The sequence below is a fragment of the Enorma massiliensis phI genome (genome assembly GCF_000311845.1).
Classification (GTDB): Bacteria; Actinomycetota; Coriobacteriia; order Coriobacteriales; family Coriobacteriaceae; genus Enorma; species Enorma massiliensis.
The window spans coordinates 1,339,346-1,355,126 of sequence record NZ_HE978574.1 but is presented as its reverse complement, the minus strand read 5'-3'; the positions used below and the strand labels follow the sequence as shown (position 1 = coordinate 1,355,126).

Genomic DNA, 15,781 nt, shown 5'->3' with positions numbered 1-15,781 from the left:
GCTAGAACGGAAGGACAGAAAATGATTAACGTCATCGGACTCGGCTACATCGGCCTGCCCACCGCCCTCATGATGGCCTCGCACGGCGTGGAGGTCGTGGGCACGGACTACAACGCCAGCCTGGTCGCCACCCTCAACGCCGGGCACACCACCTTCAAGGAGGAGGGGCTCGACGAGCTGTTCGCCGAGGCCGCCGCGGCGGGCATCCGCTTCACCACCGAGTACCAGGTGTGCGGCACCTACATCGTGTCCGTCCCCACCCCCTACGACAAGGTGGACAAGAAGATCGACCCCAGCTACGTCGTGTCCGCGTGCAGGACTGTCCTGGGGGTCGCCCCCCAGGGCGCCGTGCTCGTCATCGAGTCCACCGTCTCCCCGAACACGATCGACCGCTTCGTACGGCCTCTGCTGACCGAAGCGGGGCGGCAGGACGTCTCCCTCGTGCACGCCCCGGAGCGCATCATCCCGGGGAACATGGTCCACGAGCTCGTGCACAACAACCGCACGATAGGCGCGGACGACCCCGAGGTGGGGGAGCGCGTCGCCGACCTCTACGCATCCTTCTGCCGGGGCGAGATCGCCATCACCGACATCCGCACCGCCGAGATGACCAAGGTCGTGGAGAACACCTTCCGCGCCGTGAACATCGCCTTCGCCAACGAGCTCGCCAAGGTCTGCCGCGTCGGCGGCATGGACGTCTACGAGGTCATCCGCATCGCCAACAAGCACCCCAGGGTCAACATCCTGCAGCCGGGGCCCGGCGTTGGCGGCCACTGCATCCCGGTGGACCCCTGGTTCCTCGTGGGCGACTACCCCGAGACCGCGAACTTCATCAGGCTGGCGCTCCAGACCAACTTCTCCATGCCCGAGTACGTGCTGCGCCGCGCCCACGAGGCCATGGCGGAGCGCGGGATCGCCGACCCGTCCCGCGTCGGCGTCTACGGCCTCGCCTACAAGGAGGACGTAGACGATGTGCGCGAGTCCCCGACGCTCCAGCTCCTGGGGGCGCAGGCCGAGCACCTCTGCGGCGCGCCCATGAGGGTGTACGACCCCTGGGTGGAGGCGGACGTCGTCCCCAACCAGGTGCACTCAATGAGCGAGTTCCTGGACGGGCTGGAGATGGTCATCGTCATGGTCGGCCACTCCGAGATCAAGGGCAGGCCGGAGCTCTTCGGCGACCGCATCCTGATCGACCCTCGCAACGTCATGGGCGACGGCGCGAACGTGTACAAACTGTAGGGGTTGCTAATGAAATCATTTAACGCCATCAACAAGTATCGTCGCGCAAACTGGCTATATAGACATGGGTTCAAGCTTCTTGCTCGCCTTTATGAGTTGCGTATCTATCAAGCACATAACTCATTCATTCCAGCATCTTGCGAGATCGGGGAGGGGAGCGTTTTCGGATATAAGGGCATCGGAGTAGTCATTCATAAACGAGCTTCGATTGGTAAGAACTGTATAATTGCTCAGGGTGTGACCGTTGGAGGAAGAAGCGGTCATTACGAAGTACCCAAAATTGGCGATAACTGCGAACTGTGCGCTGGATCAAAAATCTTAGGGCCCATTACGATTGGCAATAATGTTGTCATTGGTGCAAATGCAGTGATGCTTTCAAATGCGCCTGATAACTCCGTATGGGCTGGCGTTCCTGCTCGGTGCATCCATTCTAGTATTTCTGACTAGTACTTTTGCTTTTGCATAATAAGATTGTGGACTTTGGTAAATATGGAACACATGAGAGTGCTGATGGTCGTTAGATACCTCGGCTCAGGTGGTGCGGAAAGAGTAACTTCACTGCTCGCAAATTATTTCGCTCGCAACGGGGTTGAAGTTCACCTTTGCTGCATTGATCCATTGCCGGATGATTATTCTGTAGACGACCGAATCATCCGTTGGAGATGCGCCTATTCGAAGAATCGCTTCCTGAGAATTGTCAAACAGATAGTTAGTCTCAATAAGTTGGTTCTAGAAATACGTCCGAACTATATTTTCGCTCTAGGTGCAGTATGCCGTCGGCTTAGATATTTATTTGCGAAGCCTATAGAAGAAATCATTCTCTCCGAGAGAAACTATCCTGATGCGTATTCGCCTCGACTTAAGCGTTCTCTTGAAATCGCTTATCGAAGGGCGGATAAGGTCGTTTTCCAAACGGAAGAGGCAATGCGCTGCTATAGCAGCTTGGTGCAGGCAAAAGGTACTGTTATCTTGAATCCCGTCCTTTCCGGGCTGACATGTTATACCGCTGCGCGCAAGAGACGTGTTGTTACCTTTGCGCGCCTTGAGCCTCAAAAACGATTAGACCTGCTTGTTGAAGCATTTGTTTCGTTTCACGAGACACACCCCGATTGGTCTTTACAAATTATCGGCAGGGGTAGTCAGGGGGATAAACTAGAGAAGCTTATCTCGTCGCTAGGCATTGATTCAAGTGCCGATGTTATCCCTTTCTCTCAAAATGTTCACGAGATGGTCCGCGATGCCGGAATGTTTGTAAGTTCATCTGAATACGAGGGCCTTCAGAACTCACTTATGGAGTCTATGTCGATGGGTATTCCGTGCATAGCGACGGATTGTCTTGGGGGAGGTGCGCGACTTTTAACTGATGGTGGTAGGCGCGGCCTGCTAGTTCCTCGAGGCAGCGTGTCGGCTCTCGCCCGGGCCATGGCACAAATTGCCGATAATCCAGAATTGGCAAGAACTCTGTCTGAACGAGGCAGGGAAATCGCATCTGTTTGTGATGAAGATAAGATCGCACAGCAGTGGCTGTCTCTGATTCAATGAATGAAAACGGGGATGTAATGCGCGGAACAACCTTGTACGCGATAAGAAGAGAAAAAAGCGTTAGGAAGGGCATTTTAGAAACTTCTCTTTCGCGTTCTCGTAAGAAAGATGCTTTGTTGGCAGGCGCCTTCGTTTTGCTAGCGTTTGTCCAAGGCTGGGCGATTAGTGATGGCGGTGCCAGTTTGTCCGCGGCGCCTCTTGCCGCACCGCTACTGTACACATCTTATGCCGTTCTTATCGTGGTAGCTTTGATCATCTTCTTTGACCGAGATTCAAAAGTTTGGCTGCTTACGTTCGCGCCAATTGCTTTTTGGCTCTATTCCACGATTAACTCCTATTCAGGCATTAAGATAGGTGGCATCCTGATTCCATTTGAACTCACGCTGTTTTCTATGCTCAGCGCTGGCGTGCAGGCGCGATGCTTTACGTGGTATCGCAGAGTTCTTGTGGTGGTTTCAGCTCTTGGCATCGTTGCGTATCTAAGTTACGTCATGAGCTTGCCAGTTAGTTACAATGTCGTCGATTATTATTACCTGTCTGAGCAAGGCAGTCGTTTTGTTGACTACGGTTTTGGCTATCTGCTGTTAACGGCATATAGCGGCACGGTTCGACTTTGCGGTATTTTTAACGAGCCTGGTTATTTCGGGACGATTCTCGCCCTGATCTTGATTGCCGAAGATTTCGACGTTAGAAAACCGGGCAATCTAATAATGGCAATTGCAGGAATCATGACGCTGTCGATGGCCTTTGTGCTTCTGTTTTCGATAGGCTTGCTGATCAGCGTTGCAAAAAACGGGAAAAGGGCTGGTTTTGTTCTAGTAGTGCTTTGCTTAATTCTGTTTTGTTTCTCGAATACAGAAACTGGCTCAGAGCTAATCGGCTCTCTACTGGCTCGTGTTGGGTTAATTGGAGAGGGAGGTTTAGATAACAGGACAACAAGCGCGCTAGATTCCATTATGCTTAGCATAACGGGAATTAATATCTTGTTTGGTTATGGGGATGGAGCAGCTCAGACCTTAGGAGGAGTTGGCAACGCGGGAATCAAGGTTTCGTATGTTGATGGCGGCCTTGTAGGGATGGCGTTGCTTTGTCTTCCGATTATAGTTAGTGCACTTAGTATTGCTCGTGGTAACAAGGTGGCATACATTTTAATCGGATGCCTTGCGCTCTCAATCTACCAGCGTTCGAACATTTACATCCTTCCCTATTTTATTGTCATATTTGGTGGCATACATAAATTAACCAATTGCGGATGTAGGGAAGACGGCGCTGCATCCCAAGTGAAGCCCGTCGAAATAAATAACGCAAGTGAAGGCTGAAGCCATGAATGTTGATAAAACTGAGTCATGCAATCTTAAGCCGTTCTTCTCCATCATCATACCGTGCTACAACGCGGAAAGATACCTTGAGGCTTGCTTAGGTTCCATTTATGCTCAAACCTGTTCCTCGTGGGAAATTGTTGCGGTTGATGACGGATCGACTGACCGTACGTATGACATTCTAATGGGTAACAAGAGTAAACATGGAGAGCGGCTCAAGATTTGCCGCCAGAAAAACAGCGGCCAGCTACTTGCTCGGATCAATGCGGTTAGCCAAGCGCGGGGCAGATACATCCTCTATGTCGATGCTGACGATATGCTTAGAAGTGATGCCTTGGAATGCCTGCATGAGGCGGCGACCGCCAATCCTCGAGCCGTGATTTGTTTCAAGGCATCTCGTTCGGACAAATTTGAAAAGGCGTTTATGCCGGACTTTAGCGAGGAGGGTATCGTCGATATATCTTGGCTTAGACAAAGGCTGTGCTCAAGTAATTTGTACAATAGCATGTGCTGCAAGGTGTTCCCGGCCTCCTCTGTCAAAGTAGATATCGATTTCGAAAAAATGAGAGGGCATAAGAACGGGGAAGATGCATACCAGCTCACGTATATTTTGGATCAGGACATGCCTGTCTTGCTGCTCGATAAAACCCTCTACTATTATCGAGCAAATCCTGAAAGTATAACATCCCACTTGCGCCCCGATTGGTTGGAATCAGTGCGGATTGTTAATATCAATCTACGGGATCATGCGGAATGCTGGGGAGATTCCTATGTGCAACTTCTCGATTTAAGATGGCTTCACAATGTTTACACTGCCGCAAAGAATATCGTTCGTGTAAACGGGTTTTCTGCAAAAGCCAGGGAAGAGCTCAGCGAAATCAGGTCTGATGAACTGTTCATTAGCGCATGGGCTGAGGCGGGAGCGGATATATCATCATTGAACGAAAAGATTATCTTGAGTCTGCTTCATGGTGGATTATTTTCGTTGATTATGTTCTGCGTTGTTGCGTTCGATCGCTTGCTTCCCGGATCTTCTAGAGACTAATTGATTATCATGAGAACTAGAAAAGCGATTTTAAGCATCCTAGCCTCGTTTGCGCAGCAGCTCACTTCGGTTCTGACTGGATTTGTAATTCCTGCAGCTCTAATCGGGGCTTTTGGATCGGAAACATATGGTGCGATTGGAACCATAACTCAATACCTGAGCTTCATTACTTTGTTAGAATCGGGCGTTGGCGGGGTAACGCGCGCAGCGCTTTACAAGCCACTCGCAAATAAGGACATCAAGGATATCAGCTCAATTGTTAGGGCAACAGAGAGATTTTTCCGAAAAATCGGTCTGGTTTTTATTCTGTATGTGCTGTGCGTTGCAGTTTTCTTTCCGTTCATCACAGATTATAGCGGAGGATGGGCCGTTTCCTTCGGTTTGACTTTAGCGATTGCTGCAGGTACATGTGCTCAATATTTTTTCGGTCTAACTTACTCGCTACTTCTTCAGGCTGACCAAAGAGGTTATGTTGCAAGTGTTTTGCAAATTGTCACCTCAATTATCAATGCGATTGCTATCGTGATCCTTGTCAATTGTGGATGCAATGTTGTCGTTGTTGAAGCTGCCAGCGCAATCTTCTTCATCATTAGGCCATTGATTCTTGGCGCTTATGTTAAGCGGTGCTATGGACTTATCGAGGATGCGGTGCCAAATAACGACGCTCTTGCAAATCGTTGGGATGGGCTTGGGCATCATTTAGCATTTTACCTTAGATCGAATGTTGCCACCGTTGCGCTGAGCCTTTTGTCCTCGTTAAGCGAGGTCGCCGTGTTCAGTGTATACAACCTCATAGCAAACGGCTTGCAGAAAATCGTTCAGTCGTTCACATCGGGCATTGAGGCTGCGTTTGGAAACATGATTGCGATGGATGAGCAGCAGACGCTATTGGCTAACTTTCGCGCCTATGAATTGATTAGCTCTTTGACCGCCATTGTAGCATTCTCTACCGCTATATCTACAGTTATTCCGTTCGTATCGGTCTATACGAGCGAGGTGAGCGATGCGAACTACATACGCCCACTCTTTGCTTTCCTTCTACTGCTTGCGACAGCGCTCTATTGCTTCCGGTTGCCTTACAACTCGGTGGTGTTGGCTGCGGGCCATTACAGGCAGACGAGGGGTGGGGCCTTTGTTGAGGCGATTCTTTGCGTGGTCTTGAGTTTTTTGCTTGCTGGTCCTTTTGGGCTGGAGGGTGTTGCCGTGGCGCTGTTGGTGGCAACCTTGTTCAGAACAATCAACTTCGGGCTATATGCTTTACGAAACATTGTCAAAATGCCGCTCAATCACTTCTTTCGGCATATGGCTTTTACCTTCGGAGGCATTCTTACATGCTCTTGTATAGGGCTCGAGATAAGCTCTAGGTTCTCATGCGATGGATATGAGGAGTGGGTTTGTCTTGCAGCGATTGTGCTTGTTATTTCTTCCTCGATTGCTCTAATCGGAGCGGGTCTTTTCTATCGAGTAGATCTTCGGTTGATCGGAAAAAAGTTTTTATCCTTGGTTGGAAGAGGTGACTGACAGTAAGCGACTTTTGGTGTTGAGTTGCTTGAAGAATAGCTCGGGTTCCTACCGTTGATTTCGGAAAGCATTGTGTGCCTGTATTACGGTTCAAGTTTACGGATGAGTTCACCGAACTCTCAGAAGAATTTAGTCGATTGGGAGATGCATGAGTTCGAAACGCTCGATAGTCAGCAAGATCTTGGGATCAGCCGGCCTTCTTCATTTTCTTCCAGATGAGCTAGCCATTAAGCTCTTATTCAAAGGGCGAGTTGGATACTGGCCAAACTTGAAGGACCCTCAAACGTTTAATGAGAAACTCCAGTGGCTTAAGCTATACGATCGTAACCCTCTTTATACGACACTTGTCGACAAATACTCTGTGAAGCAGTGGGTTGCAGAACGGATTGGTGCGGAGCACGTTACAAGGACCTATGCCCGTTGGGATGACGTGCATGATATCGATATATCCAAGCTTCCCAATCAGTTTGTACTTAAGACAAATCATGACAGCGGAGGCGTTTTGGTTTGTAAAGATAGGTCGGCGTTCGATCTCGAATTTGCACGCAAGAAGCTCTCCGATCATTTAAATAGAAACTATTATTGGAGGTGTAGAGAATGGCCTTATAAAAATGTTGAACCGTGCATTTTTGCCGAGGAGTATATTGAGCCCACGCTGGTCGACGAACCGTGCAACAGAACGCTGTTTACTTTCAGTGATGGTCGAATTGTAACGCAGCTAGCGCCAGGACGCTTCTTCCAAGCAGGATTGATCGACGCCTTTTTCGATGAAGAATGGCATCTGATTGATCTTGCTGAAGGTGATCACTCACTAATGCCCGCGCTTACAGTTAACAGTAGATATATAGAGATAAAGAAGCTCGTCAATAGGCTCGCAGAGGTGTTTCCGCTCGAGTACTCTGAATATTACGAGTCGAGTAACAAATTGCTTTTCGGTGAGGTGGATATTCATCCAAAGGCGGGATTCGATAGGTTCGATCCAGAGCAATGGGGTTCAGAGCTTGGTTCATGGGTCAAGCTGCCGTATGGGAATTGGGCTCTTGCGGGTCAAGATTTCGTGCTCTGGGTGCATGCGGGCGGAGTTGGCTCGAGCGTTGTTCGGCGCGACGAGATTATCGACTATAAGTTCTATTGCTTTGATGGAGAGCCGAAGCTTCTTTATGTCTCCCAAGGATTGGAAAACCATGCCACGGCTCAGATTAGTTTTCTGAATCTCGATTGGACGTTCGCTCCTTTTCACCGTGGCGATTACGCCCCATTCGAGTTTCTGCCACAGCAGCCAGTCTGTTATGAGGAGATGCTTTCGCTGGCACGGGAGCTTTCGCATGGGATTCCTTTTGTAAGGGTTGATTTTTTCGAGTCAGCCGGAACGGCGCGGTTTTCGGAGATGACCTTTTCGCCATGCGGCGGCTGTATGCCGTTTGATCCCAGCGAGTGGGATCAAACGCTCGGTTCGTTGATTGATTTGTCGGAAGCTTATGGGTCTTAAGCCCCGTTTACACGTCCACACGAAAATGAAATAGGAGAGAGATGGACAAGAAGATTATCGTTACCGGCGCCGCAGGTTTCATTGGCGCGTTCCTATCCGCGCGGCTCGTCCGCGAAGGCTGGGACGTTACCGGTCTCGATAACGTCAATGCGTATTACGATCCGAGCATCAAGGAGGATCGTATCCGCATGGTAGAGGCTGCCGCCGCGGAGGAGCCTGGCTCCTTCAGCCTCGTTCGCGGTGACCTCGCCGACGCCGCTCTTATCGAGCGACTGTTTGCGGAGGGGGAGTTCGATGTCGTCGTGAATCTCGCCGCCCAGGCGGGTGTTCGCTACTCCATCGATAACCCTAAGGCGTATGTCGATTCCAACCTTATCGGGTTCTACAACGTGCTTGAAGCATGTCGTCACCATCCGGTGAAGCATCTTGTGTATGCAAGCTCCAGCTCTGTCTACGGTGGTAACGAGAAAGTTCCGTTCTCTGAGGCAGATCAGGTAGACCATCCCGTTTCACTGTATGCGGCTACTAAGAAATCCAACGAGCTCATGGCGCATGCGTATTCGAAGCTCTATGACATTCCGAGCACCGGCTTGCGGTTCTTTACGGTGTATGGTCCCATGGGCAGGCCCGATATGGCGTATTTCAAGTTTGCCAACATCTTGCGTGCTGACGGCACGATCAAGATCTTCAACATGGGCGACTGCCAGCGCGACTTTACCTATGTTGATGACATCGTTGAAGGCGTCGTGCGCGTGATTAACCGTCCGCCGATGGACTGCGGCACTGGGGCTAAGTACAAGATTTACAACATCGGCAACTCGGAGCCGGTGCAGCTGCTCGAATTCGTGAGCACGCTGCAGCGCGTGCTGGTGGAAGAGGGCGTGCTTCCCGTTGACTACGACTTTGAGGCGCATCGTGAGCTCGTTCCCATGCAGCCGGGGGACGTGGTGGCTACCTATGCCGATACTACCGAGCTTCAGCGCGATTTTGGGTATTGTCCCAACACCAGGCTGGAGGACGGCCTGCGTGCCTTCGCGAAGTGGTACAAGGGGTATTACCTGATTGGAAACAAAAATGCTTGAGATGTTTCGCGAGGATAGGGAGAGATACGGTGGAGCATCAGTGCTGCATAACCATGCACTCCGTTATCTTTGGGTTTTTAGAAAGTGCCAAGCAAGCAGGAATCCTGTTTGGCGGTTTCTGAGAAGACGTATGCAGCTCAAATATGGGCTGGAAATTCCCCCCTCCGCAACAATTGGAGGGGGGTGTTATCTTGGTCATGCTTTCAATATAACTGTTAATCCTCATGCGCGTATCGGCCGCAACTGTAATATGCATAAGGGAGTCACTGTCGGTCAGGAGAACAGAGGAGCGCGTAAAGGTGCTCCAATTATCGGTGACCGAGTCTGGATGGGCGTTAACGCGTCCGTTGTCGGGGCGGTGACGATTGGCGATGACGTCCTGATAGCGCCTGGGGCGTACGTTAACCAAGATATTCCGAGCGGGTCGATCGTGCTCGGGAACCCTTGTAAAGTCATTCCGTCGTCCGACGCAACGAGGGGATATATCAATCAGACTGCTTAATACGCAGAACTAAGGTCGCTTTCACGCCTTGCGTACATTGAGAATTGGAGAGTAACTATGAAGATCGCCGTCGCCGGGGCGGGCTATGTGGGCCTGTCCGTCGCCCTGCTGCTCGCGCAGCATAACGAGGTAACCATCGTAGATGTGGTGCCCGAGAAGGTCGATTTGCTCAATGGGGGAGAGAGCCCCATCCGCGACGAGGAGATTGAGCGCTTCCTGCGCGAACGGGATGTGATGGGGCTTCGTTTCGTTGCGACGCTCGATGCGCGCGAGGCCTACGCTGGCGCGGAGTATGTAATCGTCGCCACGCCCACCAACTACGATCCCAACCTGAACTACTTCGACACCTCCGCCGTCGAGGCGGCGATGGGCGCGGTGCGCTCCGTGAACCCGGATGCCTGGATCGTCGTCAAGTCCACGGTGCCGGTGGGCTACACCGAGCGCGTCCGCCGGGAGCGCGGGGACGCCCGCATCATCTTCAGCCCCGAGTTCCTGCGCGAGGGGCACGCGCTCTACGACAACCTGCACCCGAGCCGCATCGTGGTCGGCGCGCCCAAGGACGACGGCGGGGCGGTCGCGGCGGCGGAGGCGTTCGCCCGCCTGCTGGCGCAGGGCGCGGACGAGGCGGAGCGCGGCCGCGCCAACACGGACGGAACGACCGGCATCCCCGAGCTCGTGCTCGGACCCACGGAGGCCGAGGCGGTCAAGCTCTTCGCCAACACCTACCTCGCCCTGCGCGTTGCGTACTTCAACGAGCTCGACACCTACTGCGAGGTGCGCGGCCTCGACACGGCCGACGTGATCCGCGGCGTCTGCCTGGAGCCGCGCATCGGCTCGCACTACAACAACCCGTCGTTCGGCTACGGCGGCTACTGCCTGCCCAAGGACACCAAGCAGCTCCTGGCCAACTACAAGGACGTTCCGCAGAACCTCATCGAGGCGATCGTCGAGTCCAACCGCACCCGCAAGGACTTCGTTGCCGACGAGGTTCTGAAGCGCGTGAACGAGCTCGTCTACTCCGGCGTGGCCAAGCCGCTGGTCGGCGTGTTCCGCCTCACCATGAAGTCCGGGTCCGACAACTTCCGCGCCTCCTCCATCCAGGGCATCATGAAGCGCGTGAAGGCCAAGGGCGTGCCCGTGCTGGTGTACGAGCCGGCGTACCGCGGCGGCGACTTCTTCGGCTCCGAGGTCACGGGCGACCTCGACGCCTTCAAGGAGCGCTGCGACGTCATCATCGCCAACCGCTGGAGCGAGGACCTCGCCGACGTTGCCGGGAAGGTCTACACGCGCGATCTGTTCCGGAGGGACTAATCGAGCTCGCATTCTAGATTGAAAAAGAAAAGGAAAAGGAAAATGGCAGGCAAGAAAATAATGCTTGTCTTCGGCACCCGCCCGGAGGCCATCAAGATGTGCCAGCTGGCGCTCGAGCTCAAGTCGAGGCCCGAGGAGTTCGAGACGGTCGTCTGCGTCACCGGGCAGCACCGCGAGATGCTCGACCAGGTGCTCTCCGTGTTCGGCGTCGTTCCCGACCATGACCTCGCGGTCATGAAACCCGGCCAGACGCTGTTCGACATCACCTCGGATGTGCTGCTCAAGATCAAATCGGTGCTGGAGGGGGAGCGCCCGGACTGCGTGCTCGTACACGGCGACACCACCACGTCCTTCGCGGCGGCGCTCGCGGCGTTCTACCTCCAGATCCCCGTGGGGCACGTGGAGGCCGGCCTCCGCACGAGGGACCTCTACAGCCCTTGGCCGGAGGAGTTCAACCGCCAGGCGGTGGACGTCATCAGTCGGTGGTACTTCGCGCCTACGGACACCTCGAGGCGGAACCTCCTCGATGAGTCGAAGCCCGCCGAGCGCATCTTCGTCACGGGCAACACCGGCATCGACGCCCTGCGCCACACGGTGAGGGAGGGCTACTCGCATCCCGCACTCGACTGGGCCAAGGGGAGCAGGCTCATCCTCGTCACGGCGCACCGCAGGGAGAACCTGGGCGAGCCCATGCACCGCATGTTCCGCGCCATCCGCCGCGTCATGGAGGAGAGGCCGGACACGAAGGCCATCTACCCCATCCATATGAACCCGCAGGTGAGGAAGGCCGCCCACGAGGAGCTGGACGGCTTCGACCGCTTGAGGATCATCGACCCGCTCGAGGTCGTGGACTTCCACAACTTCATGGCCAGGAGCCACCTCATCCTCACCGACTCCGGCGGCATCCAGGAGGAGGCGCCCTCGCTCGGCAAGCCCGTGCTCGTCATGCGCGACACCACCGAGCGCCCCGAGGGCGTCGAGGCCGGCACGCTCCGCCTCGTCGGGACGGAGGAGGAGACCATCTACCGCGAGTTCTCGCGCCTGCTGGACGACCCGGCAGCCTACGCCGAGATGTCGCGCGCCTCCAATCCCTACGGCGACGGGCATGCCAGTGAGCGAATATCCGAAATACTCGCTCACTCTCTATAGTTCTGCATAGCGATGAATAGGCGAAACGGTGAGTACATCCAAAGACCCCATTGAAATCGAATCGGTTAGCGATCTTGTCGGTCTTCACCAAGCGCTCGGCCTCGGAGAGCCGGTATGGTTCCGCGGGCAAGCGGACTATGCATTCAGTCTGAACCCCTCTCTGTTCAGAAACGAAGGCCATGCTGATCATGAGCGCGAGATGTTGGATGAGTTTAAACATGATGCCTTGCTCTGGTCAGAGTATAGCCCTGTGGGAGAGTGGGCATGGATGGTTCTCGCGCAGCACTATGGCTTACCGACGCGTTTGCTGGATTGGAGTCAAAGCCCGCTTCAGGCGCTCTATTTCGCAGTGGTCGACCACCCTGACGAAGACGGGGCGCTATTCGTATTGCATCCAAAACAGTTGAACAGGTTTGCATTCGGCAACGCTTTCCGTTTTCCGGTACTTCTTGATGACGGCGATCACACTTTGGAGGCGTATGCGCCTGGAGCGGGAGGCAGGCGCGGCATGATTCCCGCGGCCGTGGTCGCCTACAACCACTTTCCAAGAATCGGTGCGCAGAAAGGAGTATTTACGCTGTATCCAGCAAGGGATTGTTTCCAGTCAGATGATACGCTGGCTGGTTGTTGCCTCAAATACCGAGTCCCTTCTGAATCAAAGGATGAAATACTACGAGAGCTGAAGTTTCTATGCATCGATGAGGCTTCGTCGTATCCGGATCTCGATCATCTCGCAAAACATATCAAGGTTAACTACGACAGCTCTAAGACGTCGCTATAAGAAGGATATGTTATGAAAAAGTTTTATAGGGTCGATGATTCTACTTCATCAGTTGAATATCTCATAGCGATTTTTGGCACGCTCAATCTCGATCCTCCATATCAGCGCGAAGGGGATATTTGGCCTAGGGATAAAAAGCGCCTGTTTATTGATTCGCTAATCAACGGCTTCGATGTCCCGAAATTCTACTTTAATAGAATAACCCGTCTTGCCGACAACGACGGGAGTCGGCTCGCGTATCGGTATGACGTGGTGGATGGAAAGCAGCGACTTCAGGCTCTATACGAGTTCTTTGCAGGAGAATATGCGCTCGCAGATGATTTCAAGTATTTTGATGATGAGGATATTAATCTTGCCGGACTAAGCTGTAGCGAGATTAAGAGTGAGCACCCTGGAATCTACGCTGATTTGTGCCATTACCGATTCGATATTATTGTGTTCGACGGCCTCGCGGAACGACGAATTGATGAGTTCTTTATTCGCTTGAATGAGGGCGTTGCATTAAATGCGCAGGAGAGACGAGCTGCAATGAGCAGCGCTTTGTCGGCGGGTGTTCGCGACCTTGCTAAGAGTAATTGCTTTGCGAAGAGATGCCTGCGGCGGAGGGCGCGATATAAGAACGATGAAATCATCGCAAAATACGTCCTAGTCGTTGAAATGTTAGAGGATGATAATAAGATTCTCGACACTAAGAAGGGGCGACTTGATGCGATGTACAAGCGTGCAGTCGATGGAGTCTTGGATGACAAACGTATATCCCATCTTCTTGGTCGTGTTAAGGATACTCTCGAGGTCATGGATGAGGTCTTTCAAGATGAAGACAGGCTGTTATACAGCATCGGCAACGCTGTCATATATTTCTACGCGGCGTGCGAGGACCTCGATTCTTGGGGGAAGCCGGATGTTCGAGATTTGTTAGAAGGATTTGAGGCTGCGCGTCGCGAGGTCGCGCAAACCGATCCTTCAGAGTGGAGCGGAGTAACCGAGAGATTTAACTGGATGCTTGTAGACTATAACGGGCGGGTCCAATCGATCAACGACGGGTCCGCCATTACATATAGAGCTCGCTGCATAAATGCGTTCATAAGAGCAGCGGGTAATAAAGAGGTCTTTTGCCAGGCAATGGATGATTTGGAGGATGAGCTGCTCTGACGGGACGGTTGTGCGTCTTGTTTTTTGGGATATGCAAAATGAGGCAGGGTCGTTTTGTAGGCGCGGCACGCCAGGCGTGACGCGTACAGCTGAGTTCGGAAGCCGTCGCGATAGAGTTGGAAATCTAGGTACGGCTGCCTTTACTGCAAAAGGTATATACCCGCTGGCAAGCAGGAGTGCCAACGGCTATACTTACAGCGAGCAGAGGTTTTAAGCCCTCCTGCTAAGGCTTTTGGTGGGTGACGCCCACGCGGAACAGCCGCTTGTGCAGAGGCGGCTGTTCCCTTATCGCGAAGCGTCGACCGGCTGGTTTACCTGAACAACAGAATCAGGATGATGGCCAGCGCCGTTACGACCGCGAGGGCGCGCAACAGCTCGGTAAGCTTTACGATCACGGGATCCCTCCAATCTATCCTGCTGACTGGGAGGGCACCGCCCGTCGTTGAAATAAGTATAATCGATTTTCGAACAACTGTTTGTATCATCCGTGACCACAGGAGCTATACATGTCCGAGACCTTCGAGCCCACTAACATCATCGTCACCGGCGGCTGCGGCTTCATCGGCAGCAACTTCGTGCACCACGTCGTCGACAACCACCCCGGCGTGCACGTGACCGTGCTCGACAAGCTCACCTACGCGGGCAACCCGGAGAACATCGCGGGCCTGCCCGAGGACCGCGTCGAGCTCGTGGTGGGGGACATCTGCGACAGCGCTCTCCTGGACGAGCTCGTCCCCGGGCACGACGCCATCGTGCACTACGCGGCGGAGAGCCACAACGACAACTCCATCGCCGACCCCGAGCCCGTTCCTGCGCACCAACGTCGAGGGCACCTACGCGCTCCTCGAGGCCGCACGAAAATACGGCGTCCGCTACCACCACGTCTCGACCGACGAGGTCTACGGCGACCTCGCCCTCGACGACCCGGCGCGCTTCACCGAGGAGACCCCGTACCGCCCGAGCAGCCCCTACAGCTCCACGAAGGCGTCCTCCGATCTCCTGGTCCGCGCCTGGCACCGGACCTTCGGCGTGAGGGCCACGATCTCCAACTGCTCGAACAACTACGGCCCGTACCAGCACGTGGAGAAGTTCATCCCGCGCCAGATCACGAATCTGATCGACGGGGTGCGCCCGAAACTCTACGGCGACGGCCTGAACGTCCGTGACTGGATCCACACCGAGGACCACAGCTCGGCCGTCTGGGCCGTCCTGACCCGCGGCCGCATCGGCGAGACCTACCTGATCGGCGCCGACGGCGAGAAGAACAACATCACCGTCCTTCGCGAGATCCTCAAGGCGTTCGGCCGCGACGAGGACGACTTCGACTGGGTGCGCGACCGCCCCGGCCACGACCGCCGCTACGCGATCGATTCCACCAAGCTCCGCCGCGAGCTCGGCTGGGAGCCGGCCCACACCGACTTCGCCGAGGGCCTCGCCGAGACCATCCGGTGGTACCGCGAGAACGAGGCCTGGTGGCGCCCCGCAAAGGCGGCGACCGAGGCGAAGTACGCCGCCCAGGGCCAGTAGGAACCCCGGCGAGTAAAACGTGGAAATGCTTTAGCTTTCACCGATAAGCTTCACGCCCGTAATCTGTTACGCAGGAACTAGGTCGCAGCCGTAATCCGAGTACACCCCACGGCGAACGAGGA

The 15,781-nt window shown here is 54.1% G+C and carries 14 protein-coding genes and 1 pseudogene; all 15 read left to right on the top strand.

Annotation, left to right across the window (positions count from 1 at the left end; all coding sequences use genetic code 11):
- Nucleotides 1-21 precede the first annotated feature (21 nt).
- Nucleotides 22-1,239, top strand: coding sequence for a nucleotide sugar dehydrogenase (locus HGEM_RS05725; RefSeq protein WP_019128467.1), 1,218 nt, complete (start codon nt 22-24; stop codon nt 1,237-1,239).
- Nucleotides 1,240-1,248: 9 nt separating this feature from the next.
- On the top strand, nt 1,249-1,686 hold the full coding sequence (locus HGEM_RS10005) for a serine O-acetyltransferase (protein WP_081580817.1): 438 nt from the start codon (nt 1,249-1,251) through the stop codon (nt 1,684-1,686).
- Nucleotides 1,687-1,737: 51 nt separating this feature from the next.
- Nucleotides 1,738-2,781 carry a glycosyltransferase gene (locus HGEM_RS10000; RefSeq protein WP_195891238.1) on the top strand — a complete coding sequence of 348 codons (1,044 nt, stop codon included), beginning with the start codon at nt 1,738-1,740 and terminating at the stop codon, nt 2,779-2,781.
- Between the two features lie 17 nt (nt 2,782-2,798).
- Complete coding sequence (locus HGEM_RS05720; RefSeq protein ID WP_154646806.1) at nt 2,799-4,100, top strand: hypothetical protein; 1,302 nt, start codon at nt 2,799-2,801, stop codon at nt 4,098-4,100.
- A gap of 4 nt (nt 4,101-4,104) precedes the next feature.
- On the top strand, nt 4,105-5,145 hold the full coding sequence (locus HGEM_RS09745; protein ID WP_019128465.1) for a glycosyltransferase family 2 protein: 1,041 nt from the start codon (nt 4,105-4,107) through the stop codon (nt 5,143-5,145).
- A 9-nt stretch (nt 5,146-5,154) separates the two neighbouring features.
- Nucleotides 5,155-6,666, top strand: coding sequence for a lipopolysaccharide biosynthesis protein (locus tag HGEM_RS05710; RefSeq protein ID WP_035101410.1), 1,512 nt, complete (start codon nt 5,155-5,157; stop codon nt 6,664-6,666).
- Nucleotides 6,667-6,814: 148 nt separating this feature from the next.
- Nucleotides 6,815-8,155 (top strand): ATP-grasp fold amidoligase family protein, encoded by a 1,341-nt coding sequence (locus HGEM_RS09740; RefSeq protein ID WP_019128463.1) that lies wholly within the window; start codon nt 6,815-6,817, stop codon nt 8,153-8,155.
- A gap of 41 nt (nt 8,156-8,196) precedes the next feature.
- Nucleotides 8,197-9,237: an NAD-dependent epimerase/dehydratase family protein gene (locus tag HGEM_RS05700; protein ID WP_019128462.1), complete on the top strand. Its 1,041-nt coding sequence runs from the start codon at nt 8,197-8,199 to the stop codon at nt 9,235-9,237.
- Nucleotides 9,230-9,739, top strand: coding sequence for a serine acetyltransferase (locus tag HGEM_RS10675; protein WP_035100735.1), 510 nt, complete (start codon nt 9,230-9,232; stop codon nt 9,737-9,739). The genes HGEM_RS05700 and HGEM_RS10675 overlap by 8 nt, the downstream gene beginning before the upstream one ends.
- A 57-nt stretch (nt 9,740-9,796) precedes the next feature.
- A complete protein-coding gene (locus HGEM_RS05690) occupies nt 9,797-11,050 on the top strand; it encodes a nucleotide sugar dehydrogenase (protein WP_019128460.1) in 1,254 nt (417 codons plus the stop codon).
- A 42-nt stretch (nt 11,051-11,092) separates the two neighbouring features.
- Complete coding sequence (gene wecB, locus HGEM_RS05685) at nt 11,093-12,199, top strand: non-hydrolyzing UDP-N-acetylglucosamine 2-epimerase (RefSeq protein WP_019128459.1); 1,107 nt, start codon at nt 11,093-11,095, stop codon at nt 12,197-12,199.
- 28 nt (nt 12,200-12,227) lie between these two features.
- A complete protein-coding gene (locus tag HGEM_RS05680) occupies nt 12,228-12,980 on the top strand; it encodes an FRG domain-containing protein (protein ID WP_019128458.1) in 753 nt (250 codons plus the stop codon).
- 12 nt (nt 12,981-12,992) lie between these two features.
- The gene (locus tag HGEM_RS09735) at nt 12,993-14,132 is read left to right on the top strand and encodes a DUF262 domain-containing protein (RefSeq protein WP_019128457.1); all 1,140 of its coding nucleotides are present in this window, start codon (nt 12,993-12,995) and stop codon (nt 14,130-14,132) included.
- Between the two features lie 506 nt (nt 14,133-14,638).
- Nucleotides 14,639-14,887: pseudogene (locus HGEM_RS10730) on the top strand (GDP-mannose 4,6-dehydratase); the annotation flags it as partial.
- Nucleotides 14,888-14,942: 55 nt separating this feature from the next.
- Nucleotides 14,943-15,659, top strand: coding sequence for a dTDP-glucose 4,6-dehydratase (locus HGEM_RS05675; protein ID WP_476728940.1), 717 nt, complete (start codon nt 14,943-14,945; stop codon nt 15,657-15,659).
- Nucleotides 15,660-15,781 lie beyond the last annotated feature (122 nt).

Bases quoted from the DNA above. Each gene is read 5' to 3' on its own strand.
- HGEM_RS05725 (WP_019128467.1), top strand. From the start codon at position 22: ATGATTAACGTCATCGGACTCGGCTACATCGGCCTGCCCACCGCCCTC.
- HGEM_RS10005 (WP_081580817.1), top strand. From the start codon at position 1,249: ATGAAATCATTTAACGCCATCAACAAGTATCGTCGCGCAAACTGGCTA.
- HGEM_RS10000 (WP_195891238.1), top strand. From the start codon at position 1,738: ATGAGAGTGCTGATGGTCGTTAGATACCTCGGCTCAGGTGGTGCGGAA.
- HGEM_RS05720 (WP_154646806.1), top strand. From the start codon at position 2,799: ATGCGCGGAACAACCTTGTACGCGATAAGAAGAGAAAAAAGCGTTAGG.
- HGEM_RS09745 (WP_019128465.1), top strand. From the start codon at position 4,105: ATGAATGTTGATAAAACTGAGTCATGCAATCTTAAGCCGTTCTTCTCC.
- HGEM_RS05710 (WP_035101410.1), top strand. From the start codon at position 5,155: ATGAGAACTAGAAAAGCGATTTTAAGCATCCTAGCCTCGTTTGCGCAG.
- HGEM_RS09740 (WP_019128463.1), top strand. From the start codon at position 6,815: ATGAGTTCGAAACGCTCGATAGTCAGCAAGATCTTGGGATCAGCCGGC.
- HGEM_RS05700 (WP_019128462.1), top strand. From the start codon at position 8,197: ATGGACAAGAAGATTATCGTTACCGGCGCCGCAGGTTTCATTGGCGCG.
- HGEM_RS10675 (WP_035100735.1), top strand. From the start codon at position 9,230: ATGCTTGAGATGTTTCGCGAGGATAGGGAGAGATACGGTGGAGCATCA.
- HGEM_RS05690 (WP_019128460.1), top strand. From the start codon at position 9,797: ATGAAGATCGCCGTCGCCGGGGCGGGCTATGTGGGCCTGTCCGTCGCC.
- wecB (WP_019128459.1), top strand. From the start codon at position 11,093: ATGGCAGGCAAGAAAATAATGCTTGTCTTCGGCACCCGCCCGGAGGCC.
- HGEM_RS09735 (WP_019128457.1), top strand. From the start codon at position 12,993: ATGAAAAAGTTTTATAGGGTCGATGATTCTACTTCATCAGTTGAATAT.